The organism is Actinomadura litoris (genome assembly GCF_009733595.1).
Lineage (GTDB): Bacteria > Actinomycetota > Actinomycetes > Streptosporangiales > Streptosporangiaceae > Spirillospora > Spirillospora litoris.
On the sequence record NZ_WOFH01000012.1, the window covers coordinates 310,229 to 327,089 of the forward strand.

The following is a 16,861-nucleotide window of genomic DNA, read 5'->3' on the forward strand; positions in this document are numbered from 1 at the left end:
TTCCGGCCCCGCTGAACAGTGTCGCTGAACAGCGCAGGGGTCGGCCGCCGCATGCCTTCCGACCCCCCACAAGGAGCCACGAGTGACCACAGATTCGATCCCCATATCCGTCCGCGGCCTGGTCAAGACCTTCGGGCGGACCCGCGCGCTGGACGGCCTCGACCTGACCGTCCGGGAAGGCGAGGTCCACGGCTTCCTCGGCCCGAACGGGGCCGGGAAGTCGACGACGATCCGCGTCCTGCTCGGCATGCTCCGCGCGGACGAGGGCACCGCCCGGCTCCTCGGCGGCGACCCCTGGCACGACGCGACCGAGCTGCACCGCCGCCTCGCCTACGTCCCCGGGGACGTGACGCTGTGGCCGAACCTGTCGGGCGGCGAGGTGATCGACCTGCTCGGCCGCATGCGCGGCGGCACCGACCAGCGGCGCAAGGCGGAGCTGCTGGAGCGCTTCGAGCTGGACCCGCGCAAGAAGGGCCGCGCCTACAGCAAGGGCAACCGGCAGAAGGTCGGGCTGGTCGCGGCGCTGTCGTCGGGCGCCGAGCTGCTGATCCTGGACGAGCCGACGTCCGGCCTCGACCCGCTGATGGAGGAGGTCTTCCAGGAGTGCGTGCGGGAGGAGCGGGACCGGGGACGCACCGTCCTGCTCTCCAGCCACATCCTGTCGGAGGTCGAGGCGCTGTGCGACCGGGTGACGATCATCCGGAACGGCGCGGCGGTCGAGACCGGCACGCTCGCCGACCTGCGCCACCTCACCCGCACCTCCATCGACGCGGAGCTGGCGCGCTCGCCCGGCGGCCTCGCGGACCTGCCCGGCGTCCACGACCTGCGGGTGGACGGCGGACGGGTGCGCTGCGAGATCGACACGACGCGGCTGGACGGCGTGCTCCGGCTGCTCGCCGACGGCGGCGTCCAGAGCCTGTCGATCCGCCCGCCGACGCTGGAGGAGCTGTTCCTGCGCCACTACAAGGACGACCTCGCCGCGGAGGAGGCGGCGCACGCCGCCGCGTCCGCCGACCGGGAAGGCCGCGCGTCATGACCGCGCTCGCCGGCACCGGCGGGATGATCCGGCTCATCCTGCGGCGCGACCGGTTCCTCATGCCGGCCTGGATGCTGGTCGCGGTGCTCATCCCGGTCAACTTCGTGGCGGCGACCGACAAGCTGTACCCGACGGCCGCCGAACGGCTCAAGTACGCCAACACGAGCGGGACGAACGCGACCTTCCTCGCGCTCTACGGGCCGCTGTTCGACTCGGGGCTCGGCAGCATCGTCGCGCAGCGCTCCGGGTTCATCCCGGTCGTCCTTGGCCTGATCGCGTCGCTGACCGTCGTCCGGCACACCCGGACCGAGGAGGAGGCCGGGCGGCGCGAGCTGCTCGGCGCGACGATCATGGGACGCGGCGCCGCGCTCGCCGCCGCGCTCGCGGTCACCTGCGCCGCGGGCCTGGTGATCGCGGCGCTGCTCACCGCCGGGATGGCCGCGCAGGGTCTGCCGCTGGCCGGGTCGCTGGCGTTCGGGCTGGAGCTGGGCCTCGCGGTGTGCGTGTTCGCGGCGGTCGCGGGCGTGGCCGCGCAGCTCACCGAGGGCGCCGGGGCGGCGCGGGGCCTGTCGGTCGCCGCGCTCGGCGCCGCGTTCACGGTCCGGCTCGCCGCCGACGTCGGCGGCGCCGGGAACGGGCTGTCGTGGCTCGGCTGGCTGTCGCCGCTCGGCTGGCTCCAGCGGATCCGGCCCTACGCCGGCGAGCGCTGGTGGGTGCTCGCCATGGTGGTCGCGCTGTCGGCGGCGCTGGTCGCGGCCGCGGCGGCGCTGTCGGCGCGGCGGGACGTCGGCGCCGGGATCATGGCGCCGAGGCTCGGCCCGCCCGACGCCTCGCCCCGGCTGAACGGCGCGTTCGGGCTGGGCTGGCGGTTGCAGAGCCGCGCGCTGTACGGGTGGCTCGCGGGGTTCGCGGCGCTCGGGCTCGTCTACGGCGGGGTGGCGGGCAGCGTCGAGCAGCTCGTCGACGACAACCCGGACCTGAGGGAGATCTTCACGAAGCTGGGCGGGGAGTCGGCGATCGTGGACGCCTACTTCGCCTCGGTGATGAGCATGCTCGGGCTGTTCGCCGCGGCCTACGCGGTGTCGGCGACGCTGCGGCTGCGCGCCGAGGAGTCGGGGCAGCGCGCCGAGCCGCTGCTGGCCACCCCGGTCGGGCGGCTGCGCTGGGCGGCGAGCCACCTGGTGTTCACGCTGCTCGGGTCGGCGGCCGTGCTGGCCGCGGGCGGCCTGATGGCGGGCTTCGCGCACGGCGTGGACGACGGCGACCCCGGCCGCGAGGTGCCGCGCGTGCTCGGCGCGGCGATGGCGCAGCTCCCGGCGGTGTGGCTGGTCGCGGCGGTCGCGATGGCGATCTACGGGCTGGCGCCCCGCTACAGCGCGGCGGGCTGGGCGGTCGTCGCGGTGGCCGGGGTGATCACGCTGTTCGGGACGAGCCTCGACCTCGCCCAGATCGTGCTGGACGTCTCGCCGTTCACGCACGTCCCGAAGCTGCCGGGGCACGACTTCAGCGCGACGCCGCTGCTGTGGCTGCTCGCGGTCACGGCGGCGCTCGGGGCGGCCGGGCTGGCCGGCTTCCGCCGCCGGGACCTCGCGCTCGGCTGACGCTCCCGGCATATCCGGGTGAACCGGATGCGGGCTCCGCACGTTCAAGAGAGGGTAAGGAGGGCGGCGCGGCGCGGCGGGGGGCACGGTGACGACGACGGACGACGGCCTGGACGCCGGGCCGGAGACGGCGGAGGTCGCCCCCGCACATGGACAGGCGCGCCGCGTCCTCGGGTGGGTCGTCACCGGTCTGGCGTGCGCGCTGGTCCACCTCGCCCTGGTCGTCCCGGACGAGTTCGCGCGGCTGGCGCCCGGGGCGCTCCTACGCGTCCCCGCGGAGGCGGTCGTCGGCGCCGCCGTCCTCGCCGTCCTGCCCGGTCGGGTGCGGACGGCGACGGCGGCGGCCGCCGGGGCCGCGCTCGGGCTGCTGACGATCGTGAAGGTCCTGGACGTGGGGTTCGACGCGGTGCTCGTCCGGCCGTTCGACCTCGTCCTCGACTGGGTGCTGCTCAGGCCCGCCGTCGAGTTCCTGGACGCCTCGCTCGGCCGCGCCGGGGCCGTCGCGGCGGTGATCGGCGTGGTCGCCCTCGCGGTCGCGGTGCCGGTGCTCATGACGCTGTCGGTGCTGCGGCTGGCGCGGCTGGCCGCCGCGCACCGGCGGGAGGCGCTGGCGGGCGCCGGGGTCGCCGGGACGGCGTGGCTGGCCTGCGCGGCGCTCGGCGCGCAGCTCGTCCCGGGCCTGCCGGTGGCCTCCGGCGGCGCGGCCGCCCTCGCCTACGACCACGCCCGCGAGGTCCGGACGAGCCTCCGCGACGAGCGGGTCTTCGCCGCGCAGGCGGCCGTGGACGCCTTCCGCGACACCCCGGGCGACCGGCTGCTGACCGGCCTGCGCGGCAAGGACGTCGTGCTCGCCTTCGTCGAGAGCTACGGTCGCGACGCGATCGAGGACCCCCAGTTCGCCCCGCAGGTCGACGCGGTCCTCGACGCCGGGACCAGGCAGCTCCGCGCCGCGGGGCTCTCGTCCCGCAGCGGCTTCCTGACCTCGCCGACGGCGGGCGGCGGGAGCTGGCTCGCGCACGCGACGCTGCTGTCGGGGCTGTGGATCGACAACCAGCAGCGCTACCGGACGCTCGTCGGCGGCGACCGGCTGACGCTGAACCGGGCGTTCCGGCGGGCGCGGTGGCGGACGGCCGCCGCGATGCCCGCGAACGTCCGCGCCTGGCCGGAGGGCCGCTTCTTCGGCTACGACAAGGTCTACGACTCGCGCAACATCGGCTACCGGGGCCCCCGGTTCAGCTACGCGACCATGCCCGACCAGTTCACGCTGTCGGCGATCCAGCGGTCGGAGCGGACGCGGCCGGAGCCGGTGATGGTCGAGACGGCGCTGGTGTCGAGCCACGCGCCGTGGGCGTCGATCCCGAGGATGGTCGACTGGAGCGCCGTCGGCGACGGGTCGGTCTACCGGCCCATGGTCACCGACGAGAACCCGCCGTGGCCCGCGCACATCCGCACCGAGTACCGCAGGTCGATCGAGTACTCGCTGAACAGCCTGATCTCCTACGCGAAGACCTACGGCGACGAGAACCTGGTGATGGTCTTCCTCGGCGACCACCAGCCCGCCTCCACGATCACCGGGCCGGGCGCCGGACGGGACGTGCCGATCACGATCGTCGCCCGCGACCCCCGCGTCCTGGACAGGATCTCCGGATGGGGCTGGCAGGACGGCCTGCGCCCCGGCCCGAACGCCCCGGTCTGGCCGATGAACGCCTTCCGCGACCGCTTCCTCACGGCCTTCGGCGGTTAGGAGCCGGCGGCGCGGGCCTCGGTGGGGGTGCGGTCGAAGCGGGCGCGGAAGTGGCGGGCGAAGTGGGCCTGGCTGGAGAAGCCCCAGCGGTAGGCGACGTCCGCGATCGTCGTCGCGGCGGCGCCCGGGGCGGTGAGGTCGTCGTGGGCGCGCTGGAGGCGGCGCTCCAGGATGTGCCGGGCGGGGGTGGTCCCGGCGGACTCGAAGATCCGGCCGAGGTGCCGGACCGACACCCCCATCACGCCCGCGACCTGGCCGGGGGTGAGGCAGGCGTCGTGCAGGTGCCGCTCGATGTAGTCCTTGGCGATGATCAGCTGGGTCTGGTAGGCGGCGGGGGCGGGGCGGTCGCCCGAGCGCCCGGCGGCCAGCAGCTTGATCAGGTCCAGGACCGTGCCGCGCGCCCGCTCGCCCGGGTTCTCCAGGACCGACCGCAGCGCCACGACCAGCTCGCCCTCGCGGGCCGTCCCCCGGCCGAACAGCATCGGCGCGGGCACCCCGCCCGCCATGCACGCCTCGACGAACAGCTCGCGCGGGATGTCGACCAGGAACTGCCGCATGGACGAGGAGAACCCGAACAGGTAGGGCCGCCGCGTGTCGTAGACGACGAGGTCGCCCGCGGTGGCCGACAGGCAGCCGTGCTCGTGCAGGAACACCGCCTCGCCCTTGACCAGCAGCGTCGCGAACACCGAGTCCTTCGGGGCGGACCGCGCGACCTCCGGGGTCCGCTCGACGGCGTGCGCGTTGCCGCTGATCTCGGCCAGCCGCACGTCGTCGAGCTGGAAGTTGGCCTGCCGGGCGAGCAGCCCGCGCTCGGAGTAGGAGGTGCAGGACAGCCCGACCAGAGCCCTGCGGTTGTACTCCTCCCAGAACCCGATCCGCTCGCGCGGATCGATGTCCTCGGTGGTCGCGTGGCTGGTCATCAGTGCGGGTGCCGGCATGGGGCTCCTTCCCGGGCGCGGGCGGTCCTGAAATAGGAGCCTATGTCGTGTTCGCCGCTATACGGCCAGGTAACCTCCGTCCACCGGAAGGACCGCGCCGGTCATGTAGGACGCGGCGGGCGAGCACAGGAACGCGTTCACGGCGGCGATCTCGCGGGGGCGCCCGTAGCGTCCGAACGGGATTCGGGCGCGGACGGCCTCGGCGGCGGGCGGGTCGTCCAGGAGGCCCCGGGCCAGCGGCGTGACCACGAACCCGGGCGCGACCGCGTTCACCCGCACGCCGTCGGCCGCGTACTCGGCGGCCAGCGACTTGGTGAGCTGGGAGACCGCGCCCTTGCTGGCGCTGTAGGCGGGCCGGTCGCGGCTGCCGGTGAAGGAGAACATCGAGGAGACGTTCACGATCGAGCCGCCGCCCTCGGCGCGCGCGAGCGCGGGCCGCGCGGCCTGGCAGGCGATCATCGTGGCGGTCAGGTTGATCTCCAGGACGCGCCGCCAGCGCTCCAGGTCGTACTCGTCGCGGTCGTGGCTGACGCCCGCGCAGTTGACCAGGACGTCCAGCCGTCCCGCCTCGGAGATCAGCCCGGTCAGGCCGCCGCCGTCCAGCACGTCGTGCTCGACGACGCGGACCGCCGGATGCTCCGGCAGCTCGCCCTCGTCGGCGGGGCGCAGGCCGAGCGCGGTCACCTCGGCGCCCAGCTCGGCGAACAGCACGGCGGTCGCCGCGCCGATCCCCGACGTCCCGCCGGTCACGAACGCCCGCCGCCCGGCGAACAGGCCCGGGGCGAGCCCCTCGGTGTCGTTGGTCATGGCCGCACCAGCACCTTGATCTCCTCCTTGGAGCCCGCGCCCAGCAGGGTCTCGAATCCGCCGCCGACGACGTCGGCGAGCGGGACGGTCGAGGTCACGATCGGGGTGAAGTCCATCCCCTCCTCGGCGACGAGGCGGATCAGCTCGGGGTGGGCGTCCCGGTAGCCGACCGTCCCGATGATCGACTGCTCGTTGTTGACCAGCGCGAACGCGTCGAACTCGAAGATCCCGCCGAGCCCGGCGAGGACCACCCGGCCGCCGCGCCGGGTGGCGGCGAGGCCGTCGCGCAGCGTCCCCTCGGTGCCGACGGCCTCGAAGGCCACGTCGGCGTCCCCGGGCGGCAGGGCCCCGATGCCGACGGTCTCGGACGCGCCGAGCCGCGCCGCCAGCGCACGCCGCTTCTCCGACGGGTCGGAGGCGGTGATCCGCCCCGCCCCGTACCGGGCGGCGAGCTGGACGATCAGCAGCCCGATCGGCCCGAGCCCGACGACGGCGACGCTCTCGCCGGGGACCAGCCCCGACCGCCGGACGGCGTGCAGCGCGACCGCGGCGGGCTCGAAGACCGCCGCCTGCTCCAGCGAGACGGAGTCCGGGAGCCGGTGCAGCATGTAGGACGGCACGACGGCCCGCTCGGCGAGCCCGCCGTCGCCCATCAGCCCGGCGAACCCGAAGTGGCGGCACAGGTTGTACTCGCCGGCCAGGCAGCGGGCGCACTCGCCGCACCGGTAGTGCGGCTCGACCGCGACCCGGTCGCCGGGGGAGAGGCCCTCCACGCCGGGGCCGACCTCCGCCACCGTCCCGCTGAACTCGTGCCCGAGGGTCAGCGGGGCGCGCCGTCCGGATTCGGGGTGCGGTTCACCGACCGGGATCGCGTGCGGCCCGTCGGCGTACTCGTGCAGGTCGCTGCCGCAGATCCCGCAGTACGCGACCGTGATCGCGACCTCGCCGGGCCCCGGGGGAGCGGACGGGACGTCCTCCACCCGCACGTCCCGGGCCTTGTACCAGACGGCCGCCTTCACGCGGTCACCTCCGTCTTCCCCGAGCGGCGCAGCACCGCGGGCGCGGTCTCGCGGAGCCCGAACGACAGCGCGACCACCAGCGCGGCGCCGCCCGCCGCGATGAACATCGCGGCCTGGAATCCCCAGGTGTCGGACGCCCAGCCCGCCACCAGCGGGCCGAGGAACCCGCCCGCCAGCTCTCCCACGCCCATGATCACGCCGAGCGCGGTGGCCAGCGCCGCCCGCGGGACGGTCTCGGCCGGGATCGTCGCCATGAACAGCGTGAAGCAGCCGAGGCCGGTGTAGGTGAGGATCATCAGGGCGCCCAGCAGCACCGGGCTGCTCACGTACACGACCGCGATCGGGCAGCACACCGCGAGCGCGGTGAACCCGATCAGCGCGGGCCGGCGCCCGATCCGGTCGGAGATCCCCGGGGTCGCGAAGCCCCAGACCACCCAGGCGACGCCGAGGCAGGTCATGACCGCGCTCATCGTGCCCGAGCTCCAGTCCTTCTCGTCCGTGAGGTACTTGGGCGTGAAGGTGATCAGGGTGACGAACCAGGTGAGGTAGCACGGGGCGATCAGCATGCAGATCACCACGTTGCGCAGCTTCAGGACCTCCTTGACCGGCACCTTCGGCGCCGCCTGCGCGGCCTTGGCCGGCTCGGCGTCCTCGCGGCCCGCCGGGGGCTTCTCCAGGACGAACTTCGCGATCAGCCCGGCCACGATAAGCCCCGGGATGATCGTGACGAAGAACGCCGTCCGCCAGCCGAACGTGTCGGCCATCCAGACCACCACGACCGGCGCGACGATCCCGCCGAGCAGGCCCGCCGAGGACCCCTGGAGCAGCCCCATGTTCAGGCCGCGCCGCGACTCGCGGGACGCCTCCACCATCAGCGACTGCGACATCGGGAGCACCGCGCCCTCGGCGGTGCCCATCAGCGCCCGCGCGGCCAGCAGCCCGATGAACCCGGTCATCAGCCCGGACGCGGAGGAGAACACCGAGAACAGCAGCACGGCCCCGACGAGGATCGGCTTGCGCCGTCCCAGCCGGTCCGACAGGCTCCCGGCGAACATCCCGGCCAGCGCCCAGGTCAGCGCCAGCACGCCGGACAGGATGCCGAGCTGGGAGTTGGACAGTCCGAAGTCGTCGTCCATGTAGGGCGCGAGGAACGCCAGCGCCTGCCGGTCGAAGAACACGAAGCCGAACGCCAGGAACAGGATGAGCAGCAGCCGGTTCTCGTACCGGTCGGCCGCCCCACGCGCCGTGCGCGTCAGGATCTGGGTCATGTCAGGGTCCAGGTTTTTCTCGGGGGGCCCGGCCTGGGCCGGCGCCCCAGGGCCCATGTTCAGCGGACGGTCGTCAGCGGAACAGCGAGTTGACGTAGTCCGCGCCCAGCCCGACCTTCTCGTAGTGCTTGCGGCACATGTCGATGTAGTCGTGGACGTCGAAGAAGCCCTCGGTCTCGCCGTTCTCGTCCAGCCAGATCAGCGGGCCCTTGACGATGAACAGCGTCTTCATCGGCTCCTCGTGCTCGTAGGCGACGAGCGTGTGGCCCTCGCCCGGGGCCTCGTAGACGAAGTCGCCCGCGGTGGCGGTCCAGGGCCGCTCCAGGTAGCCCCACTTGCCGGAGATCGTGTAGGCGAACACCTCGTGCGGGTGGTAGTGCCGGTTGACGAGCCCGGCCTCCTTGGACCGCAGGATGTCGGACCAGGTGTTGTCCTTGACGTTGATCCACAGCGGCCGGGACCCGACCGTGTCGGTGAACGGCACGTAGTACCGGTCGTCGTCGGTCGCGACGTTGGACAGGTACACCTCGGGCAGCGCGTCGGGCTTGAACGAGTTCTCGATCGGCTTGAGGTTCTTCCAGAACTCAGAACCAGGGGTTTCGGGCATGTGAACGGCTCCTCTCGTTGCGGCGAGTGAACCCCGTTCTGCCGGTCCCCGTCTTTCGTGTGGCAGACGCCACGGTTTGCACATCCAAGACATGACCCGCCCCTGACCGGACGCCGCATGATCAGCGGCGACGCCCCACCGCCCGCTCCGGTTGCCACGAGGCCCGCACATGGCCATGACCCGCGATAACCCAGGTACCGATCCCCACTTACCGGTACATCTGGGGATCCACTACAGAAGGGACCCACGGGGTGAAGAGAATCGTCGTCATGGGGGCGGTCGCCATCGCCGGAGCGACCGGAGCGGCGCTGCTGGCCGCCGCGCCGGCCGAGGCCGCGAGCGCGGTGCAGATCCACCGCGTCTACTTCGACTCGCCGGGCAAGGACAACCGCTCGAACTCCTCGCTGAACGGGGAGTGGGTGCAGCTCTCCAACACCTCCAGGTCGTCGCGCCAGCTCAGGGGCTACAAGCTGCGGGACAAGACCGGCTACACCTACACCTTCGGGACGTTCACCCTCGGCGGCCGCAAGTCGGTCTACATCCACACGGGCAAGGGCCGCAACAGCGCGACCCACCGCTACTGGGGCCGGACGAGCTACGTCTGGAACAACAACGGTGACACCGCCTACCTCCGCTACCCGAACGGCAGCACGGCCGACTCGTGCTCGTGGGGGAGCAAGGGGTCCAGCAAGTACTGCTAGCGGGCGGTGCGCCCCGTCCCCGCGGCCATGGACAGCAGCGCCAGGGCGTCGTGGGACGGGGTGCCGGGCCACGCCTGGTAGACCGTGACGCGCTGTCCGGTACCGGTGAGGCGCAGGGACTCCACCTGGAGGGTCAGCTCTCCCACCTCGGGATGGCGGAAGGTCTTCTCCTCGCCGCGCCGGTGCCGGACGTCGTAGCGCCGCCACAGGGCCGCGAACTCCGGGCTCCGCCCGTCCAGCTCGTCCACCAGGGCGGCCAGGTCGGGGGCGTCGGGGTCGGCCGCGGCGACCCCGCGCAGGTTCGCCACGCACCCGGCGGCCGAGCGGTCCCAGTCGGCGAGGAGGCGGCGCGCCGCCGGATGCAGGAAGACGTACCTGACGGTGTTGCGCCGCTCCTCCGGCCAGTCGGCCAGGCCCGCGTAGAGCGCGAGGGCCTCCGGGTTGGCCGCCAGAACGTCGCCGGTCCGCGACAGCGCGTAGGCGGGGCACGGGCGGAGGTTCTCCAGCAGCAGCCGCACCGCCGGGCGGACGGCCGGGTCGGCGGCGCCGCGTCCGGGCGGCGTCCGGCGGGCCGCGTGGTCGGCCAGCGCGTAGAGGTGGGCGTGCTCCTCCTCGTCCAGCCGCAGCGCGCGGGCCAGCGCGTCCAGGACGGCCCCGCTCGGATTGGTCTCCTTGCCCTGTTCGAGCCGGATGTAGTAGTCGATGCTCACCCCGGAGAGCGCCGCCAGCTCCTCGCGGCGCAGGCCGGGCGTCCGCCGCGCGCCTGGACCCGGCGGCAGCCCCACCTCGGACGGCCGGACACGGGCACGGCGGGCGCGCAGGAACACGCCGAGCTCACTCGACACCGCACCAGTGTCCCAGCACCGCCCCGCGCGCGGGTGACCCTGTCACTGCCAGGAACGCGGGGGTGCTCACACCCCGGCGCCGGGTGGGCCAGCCTCGGCGGCATGACCTTTACGACCTTCGGGGCGGACTCCACCGCCATGGACGTGATCGCCGGGCACGACCTGTCCGGCAAGGAGGCGGTCGTGACGGGCGGGGCGTCCGGCCTCGGCCTGGAGACGGCCCGCGCCCTCGCCGCCGCCGGCGCCCGCGTCGTGCTCGCGGCCCGCAACCCCGGCGCGGGCGAGGCCGCGGCGGCGAGGCTGCGCGCGGAGACCGGCGGCGAGGTGGTGTTCCGCCCGCTGGACCTCGGCTCCCTCGCCTCCGTCACCGGCTGGGCCCGCCGCCACGTCGAGACCGGCAGGCCGCTGCACCTCCTGGTCGCCAACGCGGGGATCATGGCCACGCCCCTGACCAGGACCGCCGACGGGTTCGAGTCCCAGTTCGGCGTCAACCACCTCGGCCACTTCGCGTTCACGGCCGGCCTGCTGCCCGCCCTCCGCGCCGCCGGGGGAGCGCGCGTGGTGGTGCTGTCCTCGCGCGCGCACCGCCGCGGCGACGTCGACCTCGACGACCCCAACTACGAGCGCGGCCCCTACGACCCCTGGCAGGCCTACGGCCGGTCCAAGACCGCCAACGCCCTGTTCGCCGTCGGCCTCACCGCCCGCCACGCGGCCGAGGGGATCACCGCCAACGCGGTGATGCCCGGCGCGATCATGACGGGCCTCCAGCGGCACATCCCCCGCCAGGAGCTGGCGGACATGGGCTGGTCGGGCGTCTTCGACCCGCGCGGCTGGAAGACCCCGGAGCAGGGCGCGGCCACCTCCGTCTGGGCCGCCGTGGCCCCCGAGCTGGACGGCGTCGGCGGCAGATACCTCGAAAACTGCGCCATCGGCACCCCCTGGACCGGCCCCGGCGACCCCCCGACCGGCCACTACCTCCCCTACGCCCTGGACCCGGGCACCGCCGACCGCCTCTGGGCCCTCTCCGAGCGCCTCACCTGAGATCGCGGGGTGTTTTACGGGGTTTCCGCTGGGCAGGGGGAGATCGACCCCCTCGAAGACGGAGACGCCGACCTGTCCGGTGGGAGGGGATCGATGGCGAGCGCCGCGCCGACGGCGTCCGGGGTGGACGAGGGGAGCACCCTGTGGACGTCCGAGCGAACGAGGCACGACGGGGGGACGGCCGCGGACGCCCCGCCGGGCCCGGCGCCGCGCGGTGAGCGCGCCGGGGGCGACCCGCCGGGCGTCCTGCTCTCCTACGGGCCGTTCGTCCGCGCGATGCGTTCGATCACGCGATGAGCTGGGACGACGCGCGGGTCCGCGAGCACGTACAGGACCTTGAGGGGCTGCTCGGACGGCTGGACGCGCAGGCCGCGCGGACCGTCCGGGCCCTCGTGGAGCTGTACGGGGAGGCGCTGGAGCGGGTGCAGCGCATCGCGGCGAACGCGGGCGCGGACGCCGCGCTGACCGGCGACGAGCTGATCCGCCACCTGCTGATGGCGCACGGCCTGCATCCCGACCCGCCGGAGGTGCGGGTCGGGCGGGCGCTCGGCGCGATGGAGGCCTTCCTCGCCGGGCACCGCGCCCGCGCCGAGGTCGCGGGCATCGACGGCGCCGCGGTGGAGCTGGTCGTGGCCGGCGAGGGGGCCGCCGGCGGGGAGGTGCCCGCGCCGGTCGCCGCCGCGGTCGTGCGGGCGGTGCGGGCGGCGGCGCCCGAGCTGGAGCGGGTCGAGGTGCGCTCGACCGGGCCGCGGCCGTGAGCGCTCCCGACCTGGCCCTGGACCTGCTCGGCATCGAGCCCGAGCGGTGCGCGGCGACGCCGACGCTGAACCTGCTGGTCGGGCTGCGGCGCGCGGACGGCGGGCCCGTCCAGTGCGTCCTGCTGACGACGGTGGTGAGCATCGCGGCGGCCCGGCGCGGCTACGACGGGGAGGACCAGGACCGGCTCGCGGGCGTGTTCGGCGCGCCGGAGCTGTGGGACCGGTCGCTGCACGGGCTGACCTGGGCGCGGATCACCGCGACCGTCCCGGCGTTCCGGGGGGCGACGGAGCTGACGCTCGGGCTGCCGTGCGGCCACGACATGCAGGTCGCCGCCGACCAGTACCTGAACGCGCTGCGGGACGGGGACGTGCCGATCGACCTGTCCTTCAGCGGCACGGTCTTCTACCCCGACGCGGACGGCGCGCTGCGCACCGGCCAGATCTCCTGGCACTACCAGGCGACGGGCGAGCTGACGATCGGCCTGTGGCGCGACCTCATGGACCGCTACTACGGCTCGGCCCGCTGGCTGCGCCTGGACGAGGACCGCTTCGACCGGCTCGCCGCCTACCGGGCGCGGCGGGCGCTCGCCTCCTTCGACGACGCCGTGGACGAGTTGCTGCGCGTCGCCGAACCCGAGCGCGGGAGCGGGGGCCGGCGCCGGTGGACGCGGTGACCCCGTCCACCGGCCGGCCGGGCCCTCGTCAGGCGCGTCCGCGGCGCTCGGCGGCCATCCGCTCCAGGACGGGCACGACGTCGGCGGGGCTGGGGGTCGCCAGCCACTGGTCGTAGACCGCCTCGGCGCCCCGCCGGTAGGACTCGTCGGTCGCGACCGCGCGGATCAGCTCCCGCATCTCCTCGACCGACTGGGCCCGGTGGTCCAGCCGGGCGCCCGAGCCCTGCGCGATGACGAAGTTCGAGACGGGCGTCGCCTCGACCTTCTTGGCGGGCAGCTCGAACACCGGCGGCGGGCCGTCGGCCTCCCGGTCCTCCCGCTTGCCGATCTCCAGGCCGGGCAGCAGCGTGCCGGTGCGCGAGGCGTCCTTCTCCTGGACGGGCTTCAGCATCAGCGACTCGCCCTCGATGTCGCACACCAGGTGCGGGACCTTCGCGGGGACCGCCGCCGAGTAGGTCCCGATGCCGCCGTGGTGGATCATCGCCGAGCAGGTCGGCAGCAGGTGGGTCAGGTTCACCCACTCGATCTGCCGGACGTTCTCGGGGATCTTCTCCACGCCGTCGAGCTGGAGGTCGTTCAGCGTGGCCACGACCTCGACGTCCAGGCCGTCCAGCGCCTTCATGATCTTGGGGGTGCGGTCCCAGTCGCCGCGGATGAACCGGCGGGTCGACTCGCCCAGCGACATCGCCACCCGGGGGCGCTCCGGCCGCTCGCGCAGCCACTCCGGGAACTCCTGCGCGCCCGCGTACGGGACGTGCCGCATGTGCACCCGCGTGATGTTGGTGGGGAGCTGCATGCCCTCGGGGATCGAGTCCACCGTGAACTGGCCGAGGAGCAGCTCCCTGTCGACCTCCATGCCGTATTCCGCCGCCAGCGGCGCCATCAGGGTCGCGAGCGGGTTCGGGTCGAGCCCGGCGGCCCTGACCTGCGCCTCGCGCTCGGCGAGCTTCTCCAGGCTGAAGGACAGCACGTCCTCGCCGTTGCCGAGCCGGGCGTGCGCCGCGCCGCAGGCCCGCGCCGCCACCGCGCCGGCCGGGACCGTCACGTCCCACAGCACCAGGTCCGGCTTCCACGCGCGGGCGAAGTCGACGAGGTGCTCCGCCTCGGACCGGTCGACCCGGACGTAGTCCGACATCGGCACGAACAGGTACTGGTAGAAGGTGATCCAGAACTCGCGCTCCCGGTCGTCCAGGCCGAGCGCGCGGGTGTAGCGGTCGACCTCCTCCGGGGTCTTCGGCGGGTTGGCCTCGTCGGTGAGGCGCACCTCGGGGACGTCGGTGTCACCGAGCTGGACGGGGGACAGGCCGGTGCTGATGATCTGCTCGGCGGCGCTGTGGTGCGAGGCGACCCGGACCTCGTGCCCGGCGCTCTGGAGGGCCCACGCGAGCGGCACGACCGGGTAGAGGTGCGCGAGCGAGTTGGGGTAGATGGTGAACAGAACGCGCATCGGATCTCCTTCGGACACTGGCGGTCACGAGCATCGTCCGCCGCGGCGCGCGCCCCGGGCACCTCGTGGATTGCTCAGCGGACCCCCTGGACATCGCTCCGGGGCGGCCTCGTCGTCGAGGCCGCCCCGGAGCACAGGGGGTGAGGAGTGGTTTTAGGTCCGCGGCGCGGGCTCCAGGCTCGCCTCGGCGTCGCGGACGGGGGCGTCCTCGCGTTTCGCGAGCGCGCTCGGCAGCCAGATGCGGCGGCCCATGTCCATCGTCAGCGACGTCACGAGCACCGACCGCACGACGAAGGTGTCGAGCAGGATGCCGAGCGCCACCGCCGTGCCCATCTCGACGAACGAGACGACGGGCACGGTCGTGAGGACGGCGAACGTGGCGGCCAGCACGAGCCCGGCCGAGGTGATCACGCCGCCGGTCGCGGTCAGCCCGGTCAGCGTGGCCTGCCGGGTGCCGTGCTCGCGCGCCTCCTCGCGCACGCGCGTCATGAGGAAGATGTTGTAGTCCACGCCGAGCGACACGAGGAACACGAACACCAGCATCGGGAACGAGGTGTCGGTCCCCGCGAACCCGAACACGTTGTGGAACAGCACCGCGCTCACCCCGATCGCCGCCGCGTACGACAGGACGACGGTGGCGATCAGCACCAGCGGCGCCACCAGCGCCCGCAGCAGCACGACGAGGATCAGCAGGACCGCCGCCAGGACGAGCGGGATCAGCAGCTTGGTGTCGTGGTCGTAGGCGCTGTTGGTGTCCTTGGTCAGCGCGGTCTGGCCGCCGACCCGCGCGTCCGCGCCGTCGACCGCGTGCAGCGCGGTGCGCAGGCGCGAGACCGTCGTCAGCGCGGCGTCGCTGTCGGGCTGCGCCTTGAGCGTGCCCTCCATGTAGACCAGGCCGTCCTTGGTCACCGGGGTGCTGACCGAGGCGATCCCGTCCGAGGAGCTCAGCGTCTGCCGCAGCTCCTGCGCCGCCGCGGCGTTGCCGATCACCACGACGGGCAGGCCCTGCTGCCCCGCCTGGTAGTGCCGGGCGAGGGCCTCCTGGCCGGTCACCGACGGCTGGTCGTTGGTGAACGCGTCCTGCGACTCAAGGCCGGTGTTGTGGAGCTGGAGGTTCCCGAGGGCGAGGACGCCGAGGATGAGCGCGGTGCCGATCCAGACCATGCGCGGGCGCGCCGCGATGCGCGTCCCGATCCGCGCCCACAGCCGGGCGCTGGTGGCCTCCGAGGCGTCCACCCGGGGCTTGACCGGCCAGAAGATCCACCGTCCGAAGATCACCAGCAGTGCGGGCATCAGCGTCAGCGTCACGACCAGGCCGACCGCGATGCCGATCGCCAGCACCGGGCCGAGCCCCTTGGTGTTGTTCATCTGCGCGAACTGGAGGCACAGCAGCCCGACCGAGACCGTGGCCGCGCTCGCGATGATCGCCGGCGCGGCCCGGCGCAGCGCGATCGCCATCGCCTCGTGCCGGTCCTCGTGCCGCGCCAGCTCCTCCCGGTAGCGCGAGAGCAGCAGCAGCGCGTAGTCGGTGCCGGCGCCGAACACCAGCACCAGCAGGAACCCGGTGTCCTGCGCGTTCACGGTCAGCCCGGCGTGCTCGGCCAGCAGGTAGATGAACGCCTGCGAGCTGGTCAGCGCGAGCATCGCGCACAGGAACGGCAGGATCCACAGGACGGGGCTCCGGTAGGCGAACAGCAGGATGATCACGACCGCGAGCACCGTGAACAGCAACTGCGTCGAGTTGAGCCCCGAGAACGCGTCGGTGGTGTCGGCCAGGTAGCCGCCCTGCCCGGTGATGTGGACCGCGAGCCCGTTCGCGCCGGGGCCCGCCGTGTCGCGCACCCCGTCCACCCGTTTGACGATCTTGGTGGTGCCGTCCGAGCCCATCTGGATCGGCACCACGGTCTGGAGCGCCTTGCCGTCGGCGGACGGCATCGGCCCCACGATCCGGTTGAGGACGCCCTCGTCCTTGGCGAACGCCTGCACGTCCGCGGCGGCCTTGGCCCGGTCGGCCGCCGTGATCCCGGACGCGCGCTCGTAGACCACCACCACCGGCACGTTGTCACCGGGCTGGAACTTCTTCTGCAATTCCAGGACCTTCGTGGCCTCGGCGTTCCCCGGGAGCCACTGTGTGTAGTCGTTGTCCTCGGCGCCCGTGAGCCTGCCGGCCAGCGGCCCGGCCACCGTGATCGTCAGCAGCAGCCAGACCACGAGGACGACCCACTTGCTTCGTCGCCCGCTGACGAACCGGGTGATTCCAAGCGTGCTGTCCATCCGTGCTCCTGACGGTCGAGTGGGCTCCGCGGTCGGCGGTACCTGTATGACGGCACCCCCGCGGAAAACTCACCGCGTCCCCGGATACCGCAGGTCAGCAC

At 73.6% G+C, this 16,861-nt stretch carries 16 protein-coding genes; 8 read left to right on the forward strand and 8 right to left on the reverse strand.

What is annotated here, in order from left to right:
- The first annotated feature begins 82 nt into the window (after nucleotides 1-82).
- The 3 genes from GNZ18_RS30770 to GNZ18_RS30780 all read left to right on the forward strand — a co-directional run bounded on the left by GNZ18_RS30770 (nucleotide 83) and on the right by GNZ18_RS30780 (nucleotide 4,381).
- Nucleotides 83-1,036 (forward strand): ABC transporter ATP-binding protein, encoded by a 954-nt coding sequence (locus GNZ18_RS30770; RefSeq protein ID WP_312874850.1) that lies wholly within the window; start codon nucleotides 83-85, stop codon nucleotides 1,034-1,036.
- Nucleotides 1,033-2,637 carry an ABC transporter permease gene (locus GNZ18_RS30775; protein ID WP_156220107.1) on the forward strand — a complete coding sequence of 535 codons (1,605 nt, stop codon included), beginning with the start codon at nucleotides 1,033-1,035 and terminating at the stop codon, nucleotides 2,635-2,637. The genes GNZ18_RS30770 and GNZ18_RS30775 overlap by 4 nt, the downstream gene beginning before the upstream one ends.
- Nucleotides 2,638-2,725: 88 nt before the next feature.
- Nucleotides 2,726-4,381 carry a sulfatase-like hydrolase/transferase gene (locus GNZ18_RS30780; protein ID WP_216651485.1) on the forward strand — a complete coding sequence of 552 codons (1,656 nt, stop codon included), beginning with the start codon at nucleotides 2,726-2,728 and terminating at the stop codon, nucleotides 4,379-4,381.
- On the opposite strand, the gene GNZ18_RS30785 is transcribed toward GNZ18_RS30780, so the two are convergent.
- From GNZ18_RS30785 to GNZ18_RS30805, 5 genes are all read right to left on the reverse strand, one after another.
- Nucleotides 4,378-5,319 carry a helix-turn-helix domain-containing protein gene (locus tag GNZ18_RS30785; protein ID WP_214620120.1) on the reverse strand — a complete coding sequence of 314 codons (942 nt, stop codon included), beginning with the start codon at nucleotides 5,317-5,319 and terminating at the stop codon, nucleotides 4,378-4,380. The genes GNZ18_RS30780 and GNZ18_RS30785 overlap by 4 nt on opposite strands.
- 57 nt (nucleotides 5,320-5,376) lie before the next feature.
- Entirely contained in the window at nucleotides 5,377-6,126 is a 750-nt protein-coding gene (locus GNZ18_RS30790; RefSeq protein ID WP_156220108.1) for an SDR family NAD(P)-dependent oxidoreductase, read from the reverse strand.
- The gene (locus GNZ18_RS43840) at nucleotides 6,123-7,145 is read right to left on the reverse strand and encodes a 2,3-butanediol dehydrogenase (RefSeq protein WP_173390916.1); all 1,023 of its coding nucleotides are present in this window, start codon (nucleotides 7,143-7,145) and stop codon (nucleotides 6,123-6,125) included. The genes GNZ18_RS30790 and GNZ18_RS43840 overlap by 4 nt, the downstream gene beginning before the upstream one ends.
- Nucleotides 7,142-8,413: an MFS transporter gene (locus tag GNZ18_RS30800; protein ID WP_156220109.1), complete on the reverse strand. Its 1,272-nt coding sequence runs from the start codon at nucleotides 8,411-8,413 to the stop codon at nucleotides 7,142-7,144. The genes GNZ18_RS43840 and GNZ18_RS30800 overlap by 4 nt, the downstream gene beginning before the upstream one ends.
- A gap of 73 nt (nucleotides 8,414-8,486) precedes the next feature.
- Entirely contained in the window at nucleotides 8,487-9,020 is a 534-nt protein-coding gene (locus GNZ18_RS30805; protein ID WP_156220110.1) for a 2,4'-dihydroxyacetophenone dioxygenase family protein, read from the reverse strand.
- Nucleotides 9,021-9,271: 251 nt separating this feature from the next.
- Here GNZ18_RS30805 and GNZ18_RS30810 point away from each other — a divergent pair, with 251 nt between their 5' ends.
- Entirely contained in the window at nucleotides 9,272-9,721 is a 450-nt protein-coding gene (locus tag GNZ18_RS30810) for a lamin tail domain-containing protein (RefSeq protein WP_312874851.1), read from the forward strand.
- Here GNZ18_RS30810 and GNZ18_RS30815 read toward each other — a convergent pair.
- A complete protein-coding gene (locus GNZ18_RS30815) occupies nucleotides 9,718-10,566 on the reverse strand; it encodes a helix-turn-helix domain-containing protein (protein ID WP_214620117.1) in 849 nt (282 codons plus the stop codon). The two genes, GNZ18_RS30810 and GNZ18_RS30815, sit on opposite strands and share 4 nt — an antisense overlap.
- Before the next feature lie 102 nt (nucleotides 10,567-10,668).
- Between GNZ18_RS30815 and GNZ18_RS30820 the strand changes: the two genes are divergently transcribed.
- From GNZ18_RS30820 to GNZ18_RS30835, 4 genes are all read left to right on the forward strand, one after another.
- Nucleotides 10,669-11,607, forward strand: a complete 939-nt coding sequence (locus GNZ18_RS30820; protein WP_156220111.1) for an SDR family NAD(P)-dependent oxidoreductase — start codon at nucleotides 10,669-10,671, stop codon at nucleotides 11,605-11,607.
- Between the two features lie 93 nt (nucleotides 11,608-11,700).
- On the forward strand, nucleotides 11,701-11,904 hold the full coding sequence (locus GNZ18_RS30825) for a hypothetical protein (protein ID WP_156220112.1): 204 nt from the start codon (nucleotides 11,701-11,703) through the stop codon (nucleotides 11,902-11,904).
- Nucleotides 11,901-12,365, forward strand: coding sequence for a NifU-related iron-sulfur-binding protein (locus GNZ18_RS30830; RefSeq protein ID WP_156220113.1), 465 nt, complete (start codon nucleotides 11,901-11,903; stop codon nucleotides 12,363-12,365). The genes GNZ18_RS30825 and GNZ18_RS30830 overlap by 4 nt, the downstream gene beginning before the upstream one ends.
- Entirely contained in the window at nucleotides 12,362-13,039 is a 678-nt protein-coding gene (locus GNZ18_RS30835) for a DUF6084 family protein (RefSeq protein WP_156220114.1), read from the forward strand. The genes GNZ18_RS30830 and GNZ18_RS30835 overlap by 4 nt, the downstream gene beginning before the upstream one ends.
- A 28-nt stretch (nucleotides 13,040-13,067) precedes the next feature.
- On the opposite strand, the gene GNZ18_RS30840 is transcribed toward GNZ18_RS30835, so the two are convergent.
- Both GNZ18_RS30840 and GNZ18_RS30845 read right to left on the reverse strand, forming a co-directional pair.
- Nucleotides 13,068-14,486 carry a nucleotide disphospho-sugar-binding domain-containing protein gene (locus GNZ18_RS30840; protein WP_156220115.1) on the reverse strand — a complete coding sequence of 473 codons (1,419 nt, stop codon included), beginning with the start codon at nucleotides 14,484-14,486 and terminating at the stop codon, nucleotides 13,068-13,070.
- Between the two features lie 153 nt (nucleotides 14,487-14,639).
- Entirely contained in the window at nucleotides 14,640-16,760 is a 2,121-nt protein-coding gene (locus tag GNZ18_RS30845; RefSeq protein ID WP_156220116.1) for an MMPL family transporter, read from the reverse strand.
- Nucleotides 16,761-16,861 lie beyond the last annotated feature (101 nt).